This window comes from Flexivirga endophytica, assembly GCF_014640635.1.
GTDB classification, from domain to species: domain Bacteria; phylum Actinomycetota; class Actinomycetes; order Actinomycetales; family Dermatophilaceae; genus Flexivirga; species Flexivirga endophytica.
Window position 1 is genome coordinate 329,481 of the sequence record NZ_BMHI01000003.1, and the last position, 15,821, is coordinate 345,301.

16 protein-coding genes are annotated in these 15,821 nt (G+C 67.1%); 5 read left to right on the forward strand and 11 right to left on the reverse strand.

The genetic code is table 11. The features are described from left to right. Positions 1-50: 50 nt before the first annotated feature. Both IEX71_RS10185 and IEX71_RS10190 read left to right on the forward strand, forming a co-directional pair. Positions 51-449 carry a hypothetical protein gene (locus IEX71_RS10185; RefSeq protein WP_188836898.1) on the forward strand — a complete coding sequence of 133 codons (399 nt, stop codon included), beginning with the start codon at positions 51-53 and terminating at the stop codon, positions 447-449. 186 nt (positions 450-635) lie between these two features. Further along, positions 636-914 (forward strand): HU family DNA-binding protein, encoded by a 279-nt coding sequence (locus tag IEX71_RS10190; protein ID WP_188836899.1) that lies wholly within the window; start codon positions 636-638, stop codon positions 912-914. Positions 915-1,046: 132 nt separating this feature from the next. Here IEX71_RS10190 and IEX71_RS10195 read toward each other — a convergent pair whose 3' ends face one another. Then, entirely contained in the window at positions 1,047-1,487 is a 441-nt protein-coding gene (locus IEX71_RS10195; RefSeq protein ID WP_188836900.1) for an SPW repeat protein, read from the reverse strand. Between the two features lie 138 nt (positions 1,488-1,625). On the opposite strand from IEX71_RS10195, the gene IEX71_RS10200 reads away from it, so the two are divergent. Further along, entirely contained in the window at positions 1,626-1,919 is a 294-nt protein-coding gene (locus tag IEX71_RS10200; protein ID WP_188836901.1) for a DUF2087 domain-containing protein, read from the forward strand. Between the two features lie 13 nt (positions 1,920-1,932). Here the strand turns inward: IEX71_RS10200 and IEX71_RS10205 are convergent, their stop codons facing one another. From IEX71_RS10205 to cysK, 4 genes are all read right to left on the reverse strand, one after another. Next, positions 1,933-2,691 carry an SDR family oxidoreductase gene (locus IEX71_RS10205; protein WP_188836902.1) on the reverse strand — a complete coding sequence of 253 codons (759 nt, stop codon included), beginning with the start codon at positions 2,689-2,691 and terminating at the stop codon, positions 1,933-1,935. Positions 2,692-2,700: 9 nt separating this feature from the next. Next, positions 2,701-3,681: a phosphotransferase family protein gene (locus IEX71_RS10210; protein WP_188836903.1), complete on the reverse strand. Its 981-nt coding sequence runs from the start codon at positions 3,679-3,681 to the stop codon at positions 2,701-2,703. Between the two features lie 154 nt (positions 3,682-3,835). Further along, complete coding sequence (gene epsC / locus IEX71_RS10215) at positions 3,836-4,471, reverse strand: serine O-acetyltransferase EpsC (RefSeq protein ID WP_188836904.1); 636 nt, start codon at positions 4,469-4,471, stop codon at positions 3,836-3,838. A gap of 83 nt (positions 4,472-4,554) precedes the next feature. Next, a complete protein-coding gene (gene cysK / locus IEX71_RS10220) occupies positions 4,555-5,487 on the reverse strand; it encodes a cysteine synthase A (RefSeq protein ID WP_188836905.1) in 933 nt (310 codons plus the stop codon). Positions 5,488-5,675: 188 nt separating this feature from the next. Here cysK and IEX71_RS10225 point away from each other — a divergent pair, with 188 nt between their 5' ends. Then, entirely contained in the window at positions 5,676-7,958 is a 2,283-nt protein-coding gene (locus IEX71_RS10225; RefSeq protein WP_188836906.1) for a (Fe-S)-binding protein, read from the forward strand. 112 nt (positions 7,959-8,070) lie between these two features. Here the strand turns inward: IEX71_RS10225 and IEX71_RS10230 are convergent, their stop codons facing one another. The 5 genes from IEX71_RS10230 to IEX71_RS10250 all read right to left on the reverse strand — a co-directional run bounded on the left by IEX71_RS10230 (position 8,071) and on the right by IEX71_RS10250 (position 12,659). After that, positions 8,071-8,814, reverse strand: a complete 744-nt coding sequence (locus IEX71_RS10230; RefSeq protein WP_188836907.1) for an amino acid ABC transporter ATP-binding protein — start codon at positions 8,812-8,814, stop codon at positions 8,071-8,073. 1 nt (position 8,815) lies between these two features. Continuing rightward, a complete protein-coding gene (locus tag IEX71_RS10235; protein WP_188836908.1) occupies positions 8,816-9,910 on the reverse strand; it encodes an amino acid ABC transporter permease in 1,095 nt (364 codons plus the stop codon). 34 nt (positions 9,911-9,944) lie between these two features. Beyond that, a complete protein-coding gene (locus tag IEX71_RS10240) occupies positions 9,945-10,832 on the reverse strand; it encodes an ABC transporter substrate-binding protein (RefSeq protein ID WP_188836909.1) in 888 nt (295 codons plus the stop codon). Between the two features lie 123 nt (positions 10,833-10,955). Next, positions 10,956-12,032, reverse strand: a complete 1,077-nt coding sequence (locus tag IEX71_RS10245; protein WP_188836910.1) for a tellurite resistance/C4-dicarboxylate transporter family protein — start codon at positions 12,030-12,032, stop codon at positions 10,956-10,958. Positions 12,033-12,092: 60 nt separating this feature from the next. Continuing rightward, positions 12,093-12,659: a DNA-binding protein gene (locus IEX71_RS10250; RefSeq protein WP_188836911.1), complete on the reverse strand. Its 567-nt coding sequence runs from the start codon at positions 12,657-12,659 to the stop codon at positions 12,093-12,095. Positions 12,660-12,782: 123 nt separating this feature from the next. On the opposite strand from IEX71_RS10250, the gene IEX71_RS10255 reads away from it, so the two are divergent. Beyond that, the gene (locus tag IEX71_RS10255; protein ID WP_188836912.1) at positions 12,783-14,795 is read left to right on the forward strand and encodes a vWA domain-containing protein; all 2,013 of its coding nucleotides are present in this window, start codon (positions 12,783-12,785) and stop codon (positions 14,793-14,795) included. On the opposite strand, the gene IEX71_RS10260 is transcribed toward IEX71_RS10255, so the two are convergent. Further along, positions 14,796-15,761 carry a serine/threonine-protein kinase gene (locus IEX71_RS10260; protein WP_188836913.1) on the reverse strand — a complete coding sequence of 322 codons (966 nt, stop codon included), beginning with the start codon at positions 15,759-15,761 and terminating at the stop codon, positions 14,796-14,798. Positions 15,762-15,821 lie beyond the last annotated feature (60 nt).

Consider the following 15,821-nt stretch of genomic DNA (forward strand, 5'->3'; position numbering starts at 1 on the left):
GCCATACCGCGGCAGGTAGGGTCGGGACGAAATCGACGAAAGGAACCTCGATGGGCAAGCTGGCATTCGCCGTCGGCATCGCCGCGGGCTATGTGCTCGGCGCGCGCGCCGGCCGCGACCGCTACGAGCAGATCAAGCAGGTCAGCGGGCGCGCCTGGAACCACCCGGCGGTGGTCGAACAACGCGCGAAGACCACCGATCAGATCAAGCAACGCGGCCCGGAAGTCGCTGCCGCCGCCGGACAGGCGGCCATCAAGGGTGTCGGTCAAGCCGCGAAAAGTGCTGCAACTGCTGGGTTTAACGCCGCAGTCGGTCACCGTGAAGGCCCCGTGGTCGGCGGCAGCCTGGCCGAGTCCGCAGTGCCTGACCCGGCTGCGAAGGGCCCGGCAACGACACCCGTGCCCGACCCCAACGCACCCGCCCCGGAGACGGCCGAAACGACGCGCTGACGGGGTGTCGTGGACCTTGTCGCAGTCTGCGTCTAACGTGGTGCGCGGGCCACACCCTTGCAATGGCGCGGAATATCCGCCTCTGCGCAAGATGCTGACTCACCGGCTCGCCGATCCTCGGCGGGCTAGCCACGATCGACGGATCGGTTTCGCACCGGTCCCCGAGACAAGGAACAGGACCCATTCATGAACCGCACTGACCTTGCCAGCACCATCGCTCAGCGCACCGGTGTGAGCGTCAAGGACGCCAACGCCGTCATCGGCGGCTTCAACGACGTCATCCTCGAGGCGATCGGCCGCGGCGAGAAGGTCCAGCTGCCGGGCCTGCTCACCATCGAGCGCGTCGACCGCGCGGCCCGCACCGGCCGCAACCCGCGCACCCGCGAGGAGATCCAGATCCCGGCATCCAAGGCCGCGAAGGTGACCGTCGGCTCCAAGCTGAAGGCTGCCGCCAAGGGCGAGTGACACCCTCACTCCCAGCAACACTTCAAGGGGCTCGATGACCGATCGGTCACCGAGCCCCTTGGTGTATGTCGAACCGTTACCCGCATGCCCGACTGGCGACGGTCGCCGGTCGAGAACGCCCGGCCCGCCCCGTCAGGTCCTCTCGGGCCTCATCGCGACGCCCATGACCGCGGCGCCCAGCACCAGCACAGACGCGCCGACGACGATGTTGCTGATCATCGTGCCGGTCGAGGGGTTGATGCCGTTCATCAGCCAGTTGGAGACGATCAACCACAGACCCATCACCGGTGCGACCCAGGCCATGCCGTACATGCGGCCTCCGGAGTCGGCACAGACGAGCGTCATCGCCATGATCGCCAGCCCGACTATCAGGTCGTTGATCGCCAGTGGCGTGGTGCTGCCGCTGAAGCCGATGACCCATGGTGAGATCGCTGCGTACCCGCCGGCGAGGACCATCAGGCCCTCTGCCACTTGAGCACGTGGAGTCCCCGCCGCCCGGTCATAGCGGTCCCGCAGGGCCACGATGTCCGGGTGGTGCGCCATCGACGTGTCGAAACTGTGTTGTGTTGCCATGACCCACCTCCTGTTGTGGGGGAGTTGTTACCTCTCCATTGTGCTCCCGCCGGCCGTGAATGACGCCTGGCGAACTCGCGGTCCCCGCGTGCCGAAAACCGGTGTCCTCGGCCGGTGTCCGGGTGCTCTACTCGGAGGATGACGACACCGCTGGAACGCATCGTGCGCCGCGAGCCCCGGCTCGCCACCTTCGTGCACGACGGCCGGCTCACCCGCATCCCCCGCCGACCGGCCGTCGCCGCGAAGCTGTATGCCGCAACTGCCGCCGAGCTGACGCCGGAGGTGACGATGTCCGAGACGGAGATCAACAACCTGCTGCGACCGATCTGGTCCGACGTGTCGACGCTGCGGCGTGCGCTCGTCGACCACGGGCACCTGCGGCGCTCAGCGGACGGTTCCCGTTACGAGAGATCCGACTCGACCGGCGGTTGAGTCGAACCGACCGTCAGCCGCGTCCCACGAACGGCATGTCCGCGGCTGCGACCGTCAGGTCGAAGATGACCGCGTCCTCGGGCATGGTTGCCATCAGCACGACCGCACGAACCACCGACTGCACGTCCATCGTAGGCTCCGGCCGCGTCGACCGGTCGGCCTGGAGCATGCCGGCCGCCATACCTGCCGTCATGGCGGATGCCGCGTTGCCGATGTCGATCTGCCCGCAGCGAACCTTGTGCGGTCGCCCGTCGAGCGCGATCTGCTTGGTCAGCCCGGTCACGGCGTGCTTGCTGACTGTGTATGGCGCGGCCTCCGGCCGTGGCACGTGCGCCGAGATCGACCCGTTGTTGATGATCGTGCCGCCGACCGGTCGCTGCTCGCGCATCCTGCGGAACGCCTCACGGGCGCAGAGGAACATGCCGGTGACATTGACGTCCATCACGGCCCGCCAGTCAGCAAGCGAGATCTCGTCGAACGGCGCCGCGAAGGACGACACACCGGCGTTGTTGAAGAGCACGTCGACCCGTCCGAAGCGTTCCACGCAGCGGTCGAAAAGCGTTACCACTGCTGCCTCTTCGGTGACGTCGGTCGGGAGCGCCATACACGAATCGGTCCCTATCAACGCCGCCGTCTCCTCGAGCGCGTCGGTTCGTCGACCGGCGAGTGCGACCTCGAATCCGGCGCCGGCCAGACCCACGGCGACCGCGCGCCCGATGCCGCTGCCCGCGCCCGTCACCACGGCAACGCGTCGTGCCTCTTGCTCAGCCATGCACCGAGCCTAGATCGGGGCGCCCCTCCGGGCGTCGTACTCCGCCATCCGCCGGTCGCAGGCGGCGATCTCGTCAGGGTTGCCGACATACGCGTTATATGCGAGGTGACACAGCCCGATGTGTATGGCGCACAGGCGCATTCGCTCGTCGAAGGCATCCATCGCCGGATCGGTCTGTTCGAAGTGCGCACGAGCCGCAGCCCGCACGTCCAGCCTCGCCAGGCCGGCATGCCACGGCGCCCAGAACTCCAGCCACGCGACGTCATACAGGTAGTCGCCGGCGAACAGGCAGCCCCAGTCGAAGACCGCCCGCAGGGCGCTGCCGTCGTCCGCGACGGTGACGTTGCGGTTGAGCAGGTCGCAATGCACGAAGCTGCGCGGCGGCTCCATGCCTTCGCTGAGGGTCGCGAGCAGTTCCATCCCCGCGTGGAAGCTGCGGTCGCCCGTCGGTGAGGCCGCGAGCGGACCCGACCAACCACCGCCGCGTTCCCCGGGCTCGTCCGACAGGCTGGTCAACCAGTCGTGCCAACTGAGAGTCAGGCCGAGTTGCCCTGTGTCGAAAGCGATCTCGACTCCGTCATCCACGGCGACAGACACCGGCAGGTCGGTCTGCAGCCGGACCTGCCGCAACCGGTCGATCGCGGCAAAGACCCGTGGCAACGCGCGTGACCAGCCGACCGCGTCGAGGTCCTCCAGGAATCCGCCCGACATCCGCTCGGTGACCGCGCCGAACCCATCACCGGTCCGCAACAGCGCATGCGCCCGCGGCACCGGGAGATCGGGGCAGCCCCACGACGACGCCAGCGCGTCCTTGGCGAAATCGTCCAGGTGCGGCCCGAAGCGAGCAACGAGCTCACGCTCGACGCCGTCGATCCGGGCGTCGAAGAAGTATGGCGTGGACCAGGCGCCCGCGCGCACGGCCACGACGTTCCGCACGCCCTCGAAGCGGTCGCTCAGCAACGCCTGCGCCTGCGTCAGATCCATCGGCATCCGCTGAACGTATTGCCGACGACCGATTCGACGCGACCGATTAACGGCGACACAAGTCGCTACAGTCGTCAGTTACTCGCTCATATTGCCACGAAAGCGCGAATAAGTAACGACAGTAGGGACTTTCGTGACTTTGGCGCTGAGTGGATCGTTCTCAGATGAACAGCGCCGGATCCGCGTAGGGATCCGGCTGCGAGGCCACTGGCTGCGAGGAGCGCACCTTGGCCGGCACACCCACCGCCACGCTGTATGACGGCACGTCGCGCACCACCACGGCGTTGGCGCCGATCTGTGCCTCCTCGCCGACGGTCACCGGGCCGAGCAACCGCGCACCGGCACCGATGGTGACCCTGTTGCCGATCGTCGGGTGCCGCTTGACGCGGTCGAGGGACCGGCCGCCGAGGGTGACGCCGTGATAGAGCATCACGTCGTCACCGACCTCGGCGGTCTCGCCGATCACGACACCCATGCCGTGATCGATGAAGAAGCGCTTGCCGATCTGTGCGCCGGGGTGGATCTCCACGCCGGTCGCGATGCGGGCGGCCTGCGACATCAGTCGCGCCGGCAGCCGCCAGCGTCCGCCGCGCTGCCACATGCGGTGCGCGAACCGGTGCACCCAGATCGCGTGCAGCCCCGGCGACGCCAGCGCCATTTCCAGGCGCGAGGTGGTCGCCGGGTCGCGCTGCATCGCGGCGTCGAGGTCCTCCCGGACGGAAGCCACGGCGGCACGCACCGTCTGGGTCACCGGCTTCGCGCGGTGACCCGTGGTGAGCAGAGTGCTGTGTGCCATGTATGTCGCGTCAACTGTCCGGCCCGGAGGGCCATCGGGTGCAGGAATCGCTCAGCAGTCCGGACGAAGGACGGCCGAAGTACTCAGTCAACCAGGCCTTCGAAGAGCGCGGTGGACAGGTAGCGTTCCCCGAAGCTGGGGATGATGACGACGATCGTCTTACCGGCCGACTCCGGACGGGCAGCGACCTGCGCAGCGGCCGCGAGCGCGGCACCGGAGGAGATGCCGACGAGCAGGCCCTCCTGGGTGGCGGCCTTGCGGGCCCACTCCAAGGACTGCTCGAAGTTGATGTCGATGACCTCGTCGTACACATTCGTGTCGAGGATCTCGGGGACGAAGTTGGCGCCCAGGCCCTGGATCTTGTGCGGGCCGGGCTTGCCGCCATTGAGGATCGGCGACTCGGCCGGCTCCACCGCAACGATCTTGACCTCGGGCTTGCGCTCCTTGAGGACCTGGCCGACTCCGGTGATGGTCCCGCCGGTGCCGATGCCCGACACGAAAATGTCGACGTTGCCGTCGGTGTCGCGCCATACCTCTTCGGCGGTGGTCTCGCGGTGCACCTGGGCGTTGGCCTGGTTTGCGAACTGGCGGGCGAGCACGCCGCCACGATCCTTGGCGATCTCCTCGGCCTTCTCGACCGCACCCTTCATGCCGCCGGCCGGGTCGGTCAGGACGAGCTCGGCTCCGAACGCACGCAGCAGGGCGCGGCGCTCCTTGCTGGCGCTCTCCGGCATCGCCAGCACGACCTTGTAACCCTTGGCCGCGCCGACCATCGCGAGAGCGATCCCGGTGTTGCCGCTGGTCGCCTCGACGATCGTGCCGCCCGGCTTCAACTCGCCCGCTTCCTCGGCCGCCTTGACGATCGCGGCGCCAATGCGGTCCTTGACCGACGCACCTGGGTTGTTGAACTCGAGCTTCGCGGCAACCGTGGTGCCCTCCGCGCCGTCGATGATGCGGTTGATCCGCACGAGGGGCGTATTGCCGATGGCCTGGGTGACGTCGTCGAAGATGGGCACGTCTGTTGCCTTCCATGAGAACTGGACGCGCCGGGCATGCTCCGACGCGGTCGGTCCAACACCCGGACCGCTTATGTGTATTCCAACAGGTAGTTATTGAACGCGCAAACGATGTCCATTCCCGGCCGCGTGCACCGACTGGTACGGCGGAAGTTACTGGCTGGTAACAGGCGGTTAGACTTCCCACCATGACAGCCCTGCAGATCGTGGCCGCGATCATCACCCTGGCGATCACCGTCGCCGGCGTCGCCGTCGCCGTCCCCGCCGTACAAGGCTTCCTGCGAACCTTCCGCCTCGGCCGCCCGGAGGACCGTGGCGACCGCAAGGGCCGCCGCACGGCGACGCTGGTCCGTGAGGTCTTCGGCCACACCCGGATGGCCCGCCTGCCGATCGTCGCCATGGCGCACTGGGTCACGATGATCTCCTTCATCGTGCTGTCGCTGGCCGTGCTGACCTCCTACTTCCAGGTGTGGGATCCGACCTTCGCGCTGCCGCTGATCGGCCACTTCGTGCTCTACGAATGGGTCGTGGAGCTGCTGGGCTGGACCGGCCTGGTCGGCATCTCCTGGCTGATCTGGAACCGTCGCAAGAACCACCCGGCGCGCTCGGCCGGGCACGACGGTCGCCGGTCGCGATTCTTCGGATCCACCTTCTGGCAGGCCTACTTCGTCGAGATGGTCATCCTGATCGAGATCATCTGCGTGCTGGCGCTGCGCGGCCTGGAATACGCCGTCGGCAAGTACGAGGGCGAGGGATCGGCCAGCGGCCTGCACTTCCCGCTCACCGCTTGGTATGGCGGCTGGCTGCACAACCTGGACGTCGACACCGTCAAGGCGCTGATCGTGGTCGTCTCCACCATCAAGATCATCACCGCAATGACCTGGCTGATCGTCATCGCGCGCCGCATCACCATGGGTGTGGCGTGGCACCGTTTCCTGGCGTTCTTCAACATCTTCTTCAAGCGGCACGCCGACGGTCGCACTTCGTTGGGCGCACTGCAACCGATGCAGGTCGACGGCAAGCCGGTGACCATGGAGTCGCTGGAAACTCTGGACGAGGACACGACCTTCGGCGTCGGCAACGTCGAGGACTTCACCTGGAAGGGCCTGCTGGACTTCTCCACCTGCACCGAGTGCGGTCGCTGCCAGTCCCAGTGCCCGGCCTGGAACACCGACAAGCCGCTGTCCCCCAAACTGCTGATGATGACGCTGCGCGACCACACGCAGGCGCGGGCGCCATACCTCCAGGCGGCGGAGGCCGCCAAGGGCACCGGCCCGGCGACCGCCGACAACCCGATCATGGAGATCCCGCTGATCGGCGCCACCGGGTATGCCGATGACTCGCCGCTGGCGGCATACAACCCGCTGGGCGACGCCGGCGCGATCATCGACGAGGACGTCCTGTGGTCCTGCACCACCTGCGGCGCCTGCGTGGAGCAGTGCCCGGTCGACATCGAGCACGTCGACCACATCGTCGACATGCGCCGCTACCAGACCCTCATCGAGTCGGCCTTCCCGTCCGAGCTCGGCGGCCTCTTCAAGAACCTCGAGGGCAAACAGAACCCGTGGGGTATGGCGGCTCGCGCCCGCCTCGACTGGGCCAAGGGTCTCCCCTTCGACGTGAAGGTGTTCGGCCAGGACGTCGAGAAGCTCGACGAGGTCGACTACCTCTTCTGGGTCGGCTGCGCCGGCGCCTACGAGGACCGCGCCAAGAAGACCACTCGTGCGGTCGCGGAACTCCTTGACACTGCTGGCGTTTCGTTCGCCGTGCTCGGTGACGGCGAGGCGTGCACCGGCGACCCGGCCCGTCGCGCGGGCAACGAGATGCTCTTCCAGGCACTCGCTTCACAGAACATCGACACGCTGAACGAGGCCGGCGCGACCAAGATCGTCGTCACCTGCGCGCACTGCTTCAACACGCTGAAGAACGAATACCCCCAACTGGGTGGCGATTACGAGGTGCTGCACCACACGCAGCTGCTCAACAAGCTGGTGCGCGACAAGCGCCTGGTGCCGGTCGCCCGCCCGGAGGACGCCGAGATCACCAGCAGCGCGGCGTCGACCGGCAAGTCGGTCACCTACCACGACCCGTGCTACCTGGGCCGGCACAACGGTGTCTACGCACCGCCGCGTGAGCTCATCGGCGCGCTCCCGGGTGTGGAGTATCGCGAGATGGAGCGTTCGAGGGAGAAGTCCTTCTGCTGCGGCGCCGGTGGCGCCCGCATGTGGATGGAGGAGAAGCTCGGCTCCCGCATCAACCTCAACCGCACGAAGGAAGCTGTCGCGACCGGCGCCGACCGGATCGCCATCGGCTGCCCGTTCTGCCGAGTGATGATGACCGACGGTCTGACCGCCGAGCAGTCCGACGGCAACGCCCGCGAAGAGGTCGAGGTCGTGGACGTCGCCAACATGCTGCTCGCAGCGGTCAACCGCGGCAAGGAACAAGAACCGGCCACCGCTTCCGCCGAGTAGCAACGCGGACTTCTCGCCGAGAGGCCCACATACGCACCGAGAGGCCCAGCAATTCGCGATGAATTGCTGGGCCTCTCGGTGTCTTGCTGAGCCTGTCGGCGATGTGATCAGCTCACAGGCGGCCGGACTTCACCACCCGGCTGAGGAACTGCTGGGTGCGTTCCTCCTGCGGGTTCTCGAAGATCTGCTCCGGCGGGCCCTTCTCGAGGATGGAACCCTGCTCGAGGAAGCACACCTGGGTGGCGACCTCCTTGGCGAAGCCCATCTCATGGGTCGCCAGCAGCATCGTCAGGCCATCGTGCGCGAGCTCGCGCACGATCTCCAGGACGTCACCGACGAGTTCGGGGTCGAGCGCGGCGGTGATCTCGTCGAGCAGCATGATGCGCGGCTCCATGGCGAGTGCGCGCACGATCGCGACGCGTTGTTGCTGACCGCCGGACAGGTTGTCCGGGTAGGCGTCGGCCTTCTCCGCCATGCCCACCGACTCCAGGAGGGTCATGGCCTTCTCCCGAGCTTCCTTGTCCTTCACCCCGGCGACCATGGTCGGCGCCAGCATGATGTTCTTCAGCACCGACATGTGCGGGAACAGGTTGTAGCTCTGGAAGACGATGCCGACATCGCGGCGCAACCGGTTGATGTCCACGCCGGCGCCGGTAACGGTGTCGCCCTCGATGAGGATCTCGCCGCCATTCACCTCTTCGAGCTGGTTCACACAGCGCAACAGCGTCGACTTACCGGACCCGGAGGCACCGATCAGACAGATCACCTCATGGCGCTCGACGCTGATCGAAACGCCTTTGAGGACTTCCGTGTGGCCGTACGACTTACGAACGTCGTTGATTTCGAGAAACGCCATCTCAGCCACCCGCCCGTTTGGCCGCGTCCCGGTTGATCAGATAATCGACGAAGCGAGCCTGCGGGATCGTAATGATGATGAAGAACAAGGCAGCCAACGTGACCGGTGCCAGGTTGAATAGCTTGCTCTCCCAATACTGAGCCACTTGTAGAACCTCCGGAATGGCAGCGACCGACAGCAAGGCAGTGTCCTTCTGCAGGCTGATGAAATCGTTCATCAACGGCGGCACCATCCGGCGAACGGCTTGGGGGACCAGCACGGCCCGCAAGGTCTGCGCATAACTGAGACCAAGCGACCTCGACGCAGCCGTCTGACTCGGGTGGATCGACGCCAGACCTGCCCGGTAGACCTCCGCGACGTATGCCGAATAGGTGAGTGTCAGAGCCAACACGCCGAGCCACGCGACATTCCAGGTTTGGGTGAAGGTGAACGCCAGCGGTACACCGAACGCGACCAATAAGACTGTGACGATCGCCGGGATCGCCCGGAACACGTCACAGTAGACCGTCGCTATCAGCCGCAGCGGCGCCCCAGCACGGCCGGGCAGCATGCGCATGATGGCCAGGATCAGCCCGAAGATCAGCACGAGGATGAACGAGACGACCGCCACCCAGACATTGATCCAGAAGGCGTGGATCTCCTCGTTGAAGGACTGACGCCAAGCGTCGATACGAAGGAACGTGTCGGCGACTGCGCCGCTGTTGGTCAGCAACAGGAGCAGCACACCGGCCACGATGAGGACCGCAGCGCCATAGCCGATCCCTATCGCGGTGTCCTCGCGACCACGTGCTGCCGCTCGCCGAGCGGCGACGAGTTGCTTGTCACCTAACAGTTTCGCGCGCTTGCCCGCACCCAGGAAGCCCTGGAATGTCGGCCATAGCGGACCAAGGGACGCCAGTAGCAAGATCACGCCCACGATCGTCGAAGCGGTGTTGCCGTGGTTGTAATCGCGCAGCAACTTGACGCTGTACAACATCAACGCAATGGCGATCAGATCGACGATAAGCGCGATTCCCGCGACCCCGGTGACCTTGGCCGGTGCGCTCGGCTCGGGAGCCTGCTGAACGTCATCCCGAACGAGACTGTGGGTACTCATGACGGACCCCGCCGGCGCCCGTCATCAGACGGCGTCACTTAACGGCCCAGACCGGCACGGACGACGGGTCGCCACCGAAGGCCGGCCCGAGGTAGTCCTTCGACAGCGTCTTCAGCGTGCCGTCACCCTTGAGGGTCGTGATGCCCTTGTCGAGAGCCTTCTCGTTGGCCGAACCCTTGGGGTAGATCGCGCCATACTTCTCACCGGTCTTGTACTGGCCAGGCACCTCAAGCTTGCCGCCGGTCTGCTTCGCCTCGGCGAGCACGATCGCCGTGTCCAGTAGCGCGACGTCCGTCTGTCCGGACAGGACGCCCTGATACAGCGTCTGGCTGTCCGGGTAGACCTTCTGCGACTTGCACTTCAGCTTGTTCTTCAGGAAGTCGACGGACGTGGTGCCGGAGTATGCCGCGCAGCGCTTGCCCTTGATGTTGTCCGCGGTGATGCCGGCGCCCTTCTTGGTCAGGACACCGATGTTGGAGTCGAAGTAGGGCTTGGAGAAGTCGACGACCTTTGCGCGTTCCGGCGTGATGGAGATCTCCGCCAGCGCCAGGTCGAAGTTGTGGGTGCGCGCGGCGACCAGCTGGTCGAACGACACGGCCTTGATCTTCAGGTTCTTCAGTCCGGCCATGTTGGCCAGCTCGGCCGCCATGCAGTATTCGTAGCCGTCCTTGATGGACGACGCGGTCGTGCCGTTCCACCAGCCCTGTGCAGGCAATGTGGTCTGGACCGTCAGGGTGTCCTTGACCGCCGGCTTGATCTTGATCGAGTTGGCCTTGCTGGTGATCTTGCAGTTGCCGTATTTGGCGGCGCCACCACCGCCGCCCCCGGACGACGAACCGCCGCTGGAGCTCGAACCGCACGCGGCGAGCGAGGCGGCGAGGGCTATTGCGCCCGTGATGCTGAGAGTGCGTGTGAATGCCATGACGTGGAATTCCTTCCGGCAGCGGTCGCCTGGGGAGGCGTGCAAGGTGGTGCCTTGTCGTATGCGGCAACACACTATGGCCGCCGACCCCTGGATGCCGGGATTCTGCGCAATACGTTCCCGTTACGTGATCTGGTGTCGCAGCGGCTCGTCGTCTGCTAGGGACACGTTCCGCCGTAACAGAGTTCGGCTCACGTGCCGCACGAACCCGACGAACACGAGGCACCAGATCGCGAACGCCAGCCACAGCTCGACACGCCCGATGTGCTCCACCCACGGCAGCTGCTCGACCTGCCCGAGGTGGACCGACGCCACGGCATACATGCCGAGCGGGAAGACCATGCTCCAGAGGCTGACGTCATACGCGAGCGACATCCGACGCACGAAGTGCCGCCAGCAGAACGCCAGCATGAGCATCGGCAGCAGCCAGGAGGCAAACGACCAGAACATCACTGTCGCGGCATCGAGGATCGGCGTCACATTGGTCACGACCGTCGAACCCGGCGAGTCGAGGATCTCCGCGCCCGCCAGCACCGTGATCGACGCCGCGCCCATGCACACCCAGTACGACGGGGCGAAGTCGGCGTCGTAGAGCATCTCGCGCAGGGCGATCAGCATGCTCTCCGCGCCGTAGAGGAAGACGCCGACCGACCACGCGACCACCGCGATCATCGCGAAGAGGTGCTCGGCCGAGTGCAGGTGCCGTTCGAGTATGGCGGCCATCGTCGCGACCGACTGGCTGGAGACCACCCACAGGAACCAGGAGCCGTTGGCACCCCGGACCGTCGGATGGTGCGAGCGGTCGAGCATGGTCGCCCAGGGCACGGCATATCCGAGCAACAGCCACGTCGTGAAGCCGACGATAAAGAGCACCAGTGCCAGGGTGACCATGCCGTGCGCCGATACCCCGCTCGCGAGAACGCCGGCCGCTGCGACGGAGGTGAAGTAGCCGAAGGCCCGCTGCGGGTCGAAGAAGTCCGCGACCGCGCGTGAGGTGAACTCCACCAGGCGCCATACGGTGCAGGCGACCAGCCCGAGGAAACAGACCCCAGCGATCACCAGCAGCACGTCCGCGAGCCACGTCGCGCCGTCCAGCCGCAGGCCGGAGGACACGATGCCCGTGGCCATCACGAGCGCGAAGTAGCCCGGCGACAACCGGCTGACTGCCGCTCGCGTCCGGTCCAGCGGTCCCGTGGTCACGGGCCGACGCTACCGCCGTCGCGCCGCGTTCGGGAGAACCACGGCGCCGTGCCGACGCGGTCAGTCGCCGAGCACGCGCTTCCAGTGCTCCTGGGCCGTCGAGGTGCGCGCAGCGCCATACGTTCGCAGCACTTCCGCGATCCCCGGGTGCTCCCCTTCGACCGCATCGGCCGCGGCGAGCCAGTCGCCCGCGGCGGCGACACCGCGGAAGAGTTCCTGGACCGAGCGCACCACGGCGGCAGGGTCGGTCTCGGCCGGCGGGTCGGCATCTTCCGCGGGAGTCGCGGCACCCGCGCTGTCGGAGAGCGCGTGCGAGGTCGTCCAACTGTCGTTGCTCGCAGCGATCTGCGGCAACACGGTCTCCGCCTGCTCGACGGTCAGCCGGCCGCTCGCCACATCGGCGGCCAATGCCCGCAACTGCAGCAATCGGGTGTGCGCCATCGGGTTGCCGATCTTGACCCGCCGGGCGCTGACCAGATGGGACAGCATCGGCGCGGACAACCCCAGGACCTTCGCGATGCGTCCCTGCGTCAGGCCGAGGCTGCTGCCGATGCCCTCGATGATCGCGCTGAGCGGCTCGCCGTACAGCTGCGCCTGGCTCGCCCGACGGGCGGCGACGTCCTCCATCACGACATCTTCCTGCGGTCCATTCCGGTCAGCCTAGAGAAATCTCTTGACGATCGGAAACCTCCAACACGTGGTTTACGTCAGTAAAGATAAAGATTACTGATGGAAAGACCAGGAGGCATCATGCGACACCTACGAACGGCGGCCGTCACGGTCGGGGCGTGCGCCCTCGCCACGGGTATGACGACGCTCGTCGCGCCAGCCGCCGGCGCTATCACGCCGGAGATCACCAACAAGCTCGAAATCGTGCTTGACGCCTCAGGATCCATGGCCGATCCAGCAGGCGACGGCACGACCAAGATCGTCGCCGCCAGGAAGGCGCTGACCACCATGGTCGACGGCATGGACGAGCGCACCCAGGTCGGCATGCGGGTGTATGGCGCCACGGCGCCTCCCGGCAAGGACACCCCCCAGGCATGTTCCGACAGTCAACAGGTCGTGCCGGTCAAGAAACTGGACCGCCCGGCGCTGAAGTCCGCCATACACAGGTATGCGCCGAAGGGCCAGACACCGACGGCCTATGCGTTGCAGCAGGCCGCGAAGGACCTGGGCGACAGCGGCACCCGCTCCATCGTGCTGGTCTCCGACGGTGAGTCGACGTGCTCCCCCGACCCGTGCGACACCGCCAAGGACCTGGCCGCCAAGGGCGTCAACCTGCGCGTCGATGTGATCGGCTTCAAGGTCGGCAAGAAGGCCCGCTCCCAGCTGCGCTGCGTGGCGGCGGCGACCAACGGCAAATACTTCCCCGCATCGGACACCACCGGCCTGACCAGTGCCCTGGAGACAGTGAAAACCCGTGCGACGCAATCGTTCTCGGTGGCAGGCAAACCCGTGACGGGCACCCGCAGCAGCAGTGACGCACCGAACATCGGCGCCGGTCACTGGACCGACACCGTCCCCGCGGACGGACAGACCGCGAAGTACTACCGGCTGCACCACTCGATGCCGGGCAGCAGCTTCCTGATCGGTGCGACCTCCCGACCCAAGGTGGAGAACAGCCAGCTCCAGCTGTCCGTCTCCACCCCCGACGGCACCTCGTGCGGTTCGGCGTCACCCACGGCGTTCGGCTTCGCGAAGTCCTCGCGTGACCTGCTGACCGGCGTGCTGTCCACGGCACCGCGCTACGACTCCTCCACCTGCGACAGCGCCGACCTGATCCTCAAGGTCGAGCAGTCCGACTGGGGCAAGGATGCAGCGGGGACGCCGATGCAACTGGATGTCGTCGAGACGCCCGCGCCGACCAACGCCGAGATCCTCAAGCGCGACGCACCGGTCTCGGGCACCTGGCCCGGCCTGCCCGTGCAGCAGTCGCGCGGCACCTCCGCAGGTGGCTCCGGGCTTGCCGACGCCGACCGGCTGGAGCCCGGCACCACGACGGTCGAGCTGCTGCCCGGCGAATACAAGTTCTTCAAGGTCTCCGCAGGCTGGGGCCAGCAGGTGCAGGCCATCGCCACAGCCGAGCAGAACCCGGCGTACGCATCGAAGACCAGCTTCCGCCGGCTCTCGACCGACATCCTGTCGCCCGCCGGCGGTGTCGCCACGGATCTCTTCCCGAAGGGCATGCCCAAGGGCGACTCCGGCACCCTCTCGCACTCCGATTTGCTCGACGACGAGGGCGGCCGCGTCGCGGCCGTGACCGCTCCGATCCGGATGGCGAACCGGGCGTCATACTCCAATCATCTCGTGGCCAGTTCGGTCGCCGGCGACTACTACGTGGTGGTGGGCCTCAGCGCCCTCGCCAACGGCTCGGACACCGTCCGGACGCCGCTGAAGATCGACCTGCAGGTCGCTACACCAGGGACCGCAGGCTCCGACGCGCCGGAGTTCGCGCCGGGACAGATGGTCAAGTCGTCCGCCGGCGTCGCGCTCGGTGCGGACGGCACTCCGAAGGGCAGCAACGTCGCCGACCAGAAGTCCGCGGGTGACCGCTCGGGTGAGGACGAGACGTCGAAGGCCGACCGCACGGCCGAGGCCGAGAAGAGCGCGAAGTCCGCGAAGACCGAAGCCGCCGCTGTGCCCGAGGTCGAGAGCGCGGAGGGCACCGACTGGACGCTGATCGGAGGTGTGGCCGGCGGCGCCGGAGCGCTCGCGATCCTCGGCGCCGGTGCTGCGCTCGCGCTGCGTCGACGAGGCTGATCAGACCAGCAGGAGCACCAGGACGATCACCAGGAGGATGGCCGCGAGCGCGAAACTCGCGGCCATCACCACGCGCAGGGTGGTCTGCCGGTTGCCGGTGTCGCTATCAGTGTCAGCGTCGACGACGGTCGCCGGGTGCGCCGGGTGCGCCGGGTCGTCCGCGTCCTGCGTGAGTTGCTCGAAGACGTATGGCGGCTCGGGGTCGCCGAGCCATGGCTGACCGGTCGGCACGAAGCGAGCCAAGAGACCGCGAGCGGCCTCGGCGCTCTGCGGGCGTGCCGCCGGATCGGTCGCGCTCAACTGCTGCAGCAAAGGCCAGAGCCGGGACGGGTGCCGGTCCGGCAACTGGTCCGGATCCAACCCGGTCAGCAACACCCGGCCGACGACACCGACGCCATACAGATCGGCGGGTGGTGCCGGGTCGGCGGACGCCGCTTCCGGCGCGACGTAACCGGGCGTGCCGACCTTGTGGCCGCGCTCGGTCAGCCGCGGCTCGCCGACCCGCGTCGCGACGCCGAAATCGGAGACCCGGACGTATGGCCGGTCGCTGGCGGTGGGCTCCAGCAGGATGTTGGCCGGCTTGATGTCGCGGTGCACGACGCCGGCCCGGTGGATCGCCGCGAGACCGTCCAGCAGCTGGTCGAGCACGACGGCGACGTAGGACTCGGGCAACGGCCCGTGGTCGCCGAGCAGGGTCGCCGCCGACCCACCCCGCACCAGGTCCATCGACAGCGCGATGTGGTCGTCGTCCGCGGCCCAGCCGTGCGGTGCGACCACGTGCGGGTGTCGCACCCGCAGGGACTGCTCGCGCACGAAGCGCAACAACGTCCCGGCTTCGGACTGGGTCAGCACCTTCACGGCGACCCACGTGTCGTGCTTGCGGTCGTACGCGCGCCATACCGAACCCATGCCGCCGGAGCCGATCTGCTCGTGCAGGTCGTAGCGTCCGGCGAACGGGTTGGCCATGCCCGCACCCTACTTGTGCACATCTCGGCGCCGACGCACGGTTGTCCACAGGCGAACCGG

Bases quoted from the DNA above. Each gene is read 5' to 3' on its own strand.
- IEX71_RS10185 (WP_188836898.1), top strand. From the start codon at position 51: ATGGGCAAGCTGGCATTCGCCGTCGGCATCGCCGCGGGCTATGTGCTC.
- IEX71_RS10190 (WP_188836899.1), top strand. From the start codon at position 636: ATGAACCGCACTGACCTTGCCAGCACCATCGCTCAGCGCACCGGTGTG.
- IEX71_RS10195 (WP_188836900.1), bottom strand. From the start codon at position 1,487: ATGGCAACACAACACAGTTTCGACACGTCGATGGCGCACCACCCGGAC.
- IEX71_RS10200 (WP_188836901.1), top strand. From the start codon at position 1,626: ATGACGACACCGCTGGAACGCATCGTGCGCCGCGAGCCCCGGCTCGCC.
- IEX71_RS10205 (WP_188836902.1), bottom strand. From the start codon at position 2,691: ATGGCTGAGCAAGAGGCACGACGCGTTGCCGTGGTGACGGGCGCGGGC.
- IEX71_RS10210 (WP_188836903.1), bottom strand. From the start codon at position 3,681: ATGCCGATGGATCTGACGCAGGCGCAGGCGTTGCTGAGCGACCGCTTC.
- epsC (WP_188836904.1), bottom strand. From the start codon at position 4,471: ATGGCACACAGCACTCTGCTCACCACGGGTCACCGCGCGAAGCCGGTG.
- IEX71_RS10225 (WP_188836906.1), top strand. From the start codon at position 5,676: ATGACAGCCCTGCAGATCGTGGCCGCGATCATCACCCTGGCGATCACC.
- IEX71_RS10230 (WP_188836907.1), bottom strand. From the start codon at position 8,814: ATGGCGTTTCTCGAAATCAACGACGTTCGTAAGTCGTACGGCCACACG.
- IEX71_RS10235 (WP_188836908.1), bottom strand. From the start codon at position 9,910: ATGAGTACCCACAGTCTCGTTCGGGATGACGTTCAGCAGGCTCCCGAG.
- IEX71_RS10240 (WP_188836909.1), bottom strand. From the start codon at position 10,832: ATGGCATTCACACGCACTCTCAGCATCACGGGCGCAATAGCCCTCGCC.
- IEX71_RS10250 (WP_188836911.1), bottom strand. From the start codon at position 12,659: ATGGAGGACGTCGCCGCCCGTCGGGCGAGCCAGGCGCAGCTGTACGGC.
- IEX71_RS10255 (WP_188836912.1), top strand. From the start codon at position 12,783: ATGCGACACCTACGAACGGCGGCCGTCACGGTCGGGGCGTGCGCCCTC.
- IEX71_RS10260 (WP_188836913.1), bottom strand. From the start codon at position 15,761: ATGGCCAACCCGTTCGCCGGACGCTACGACCTGCACGAGCAGATCGGC.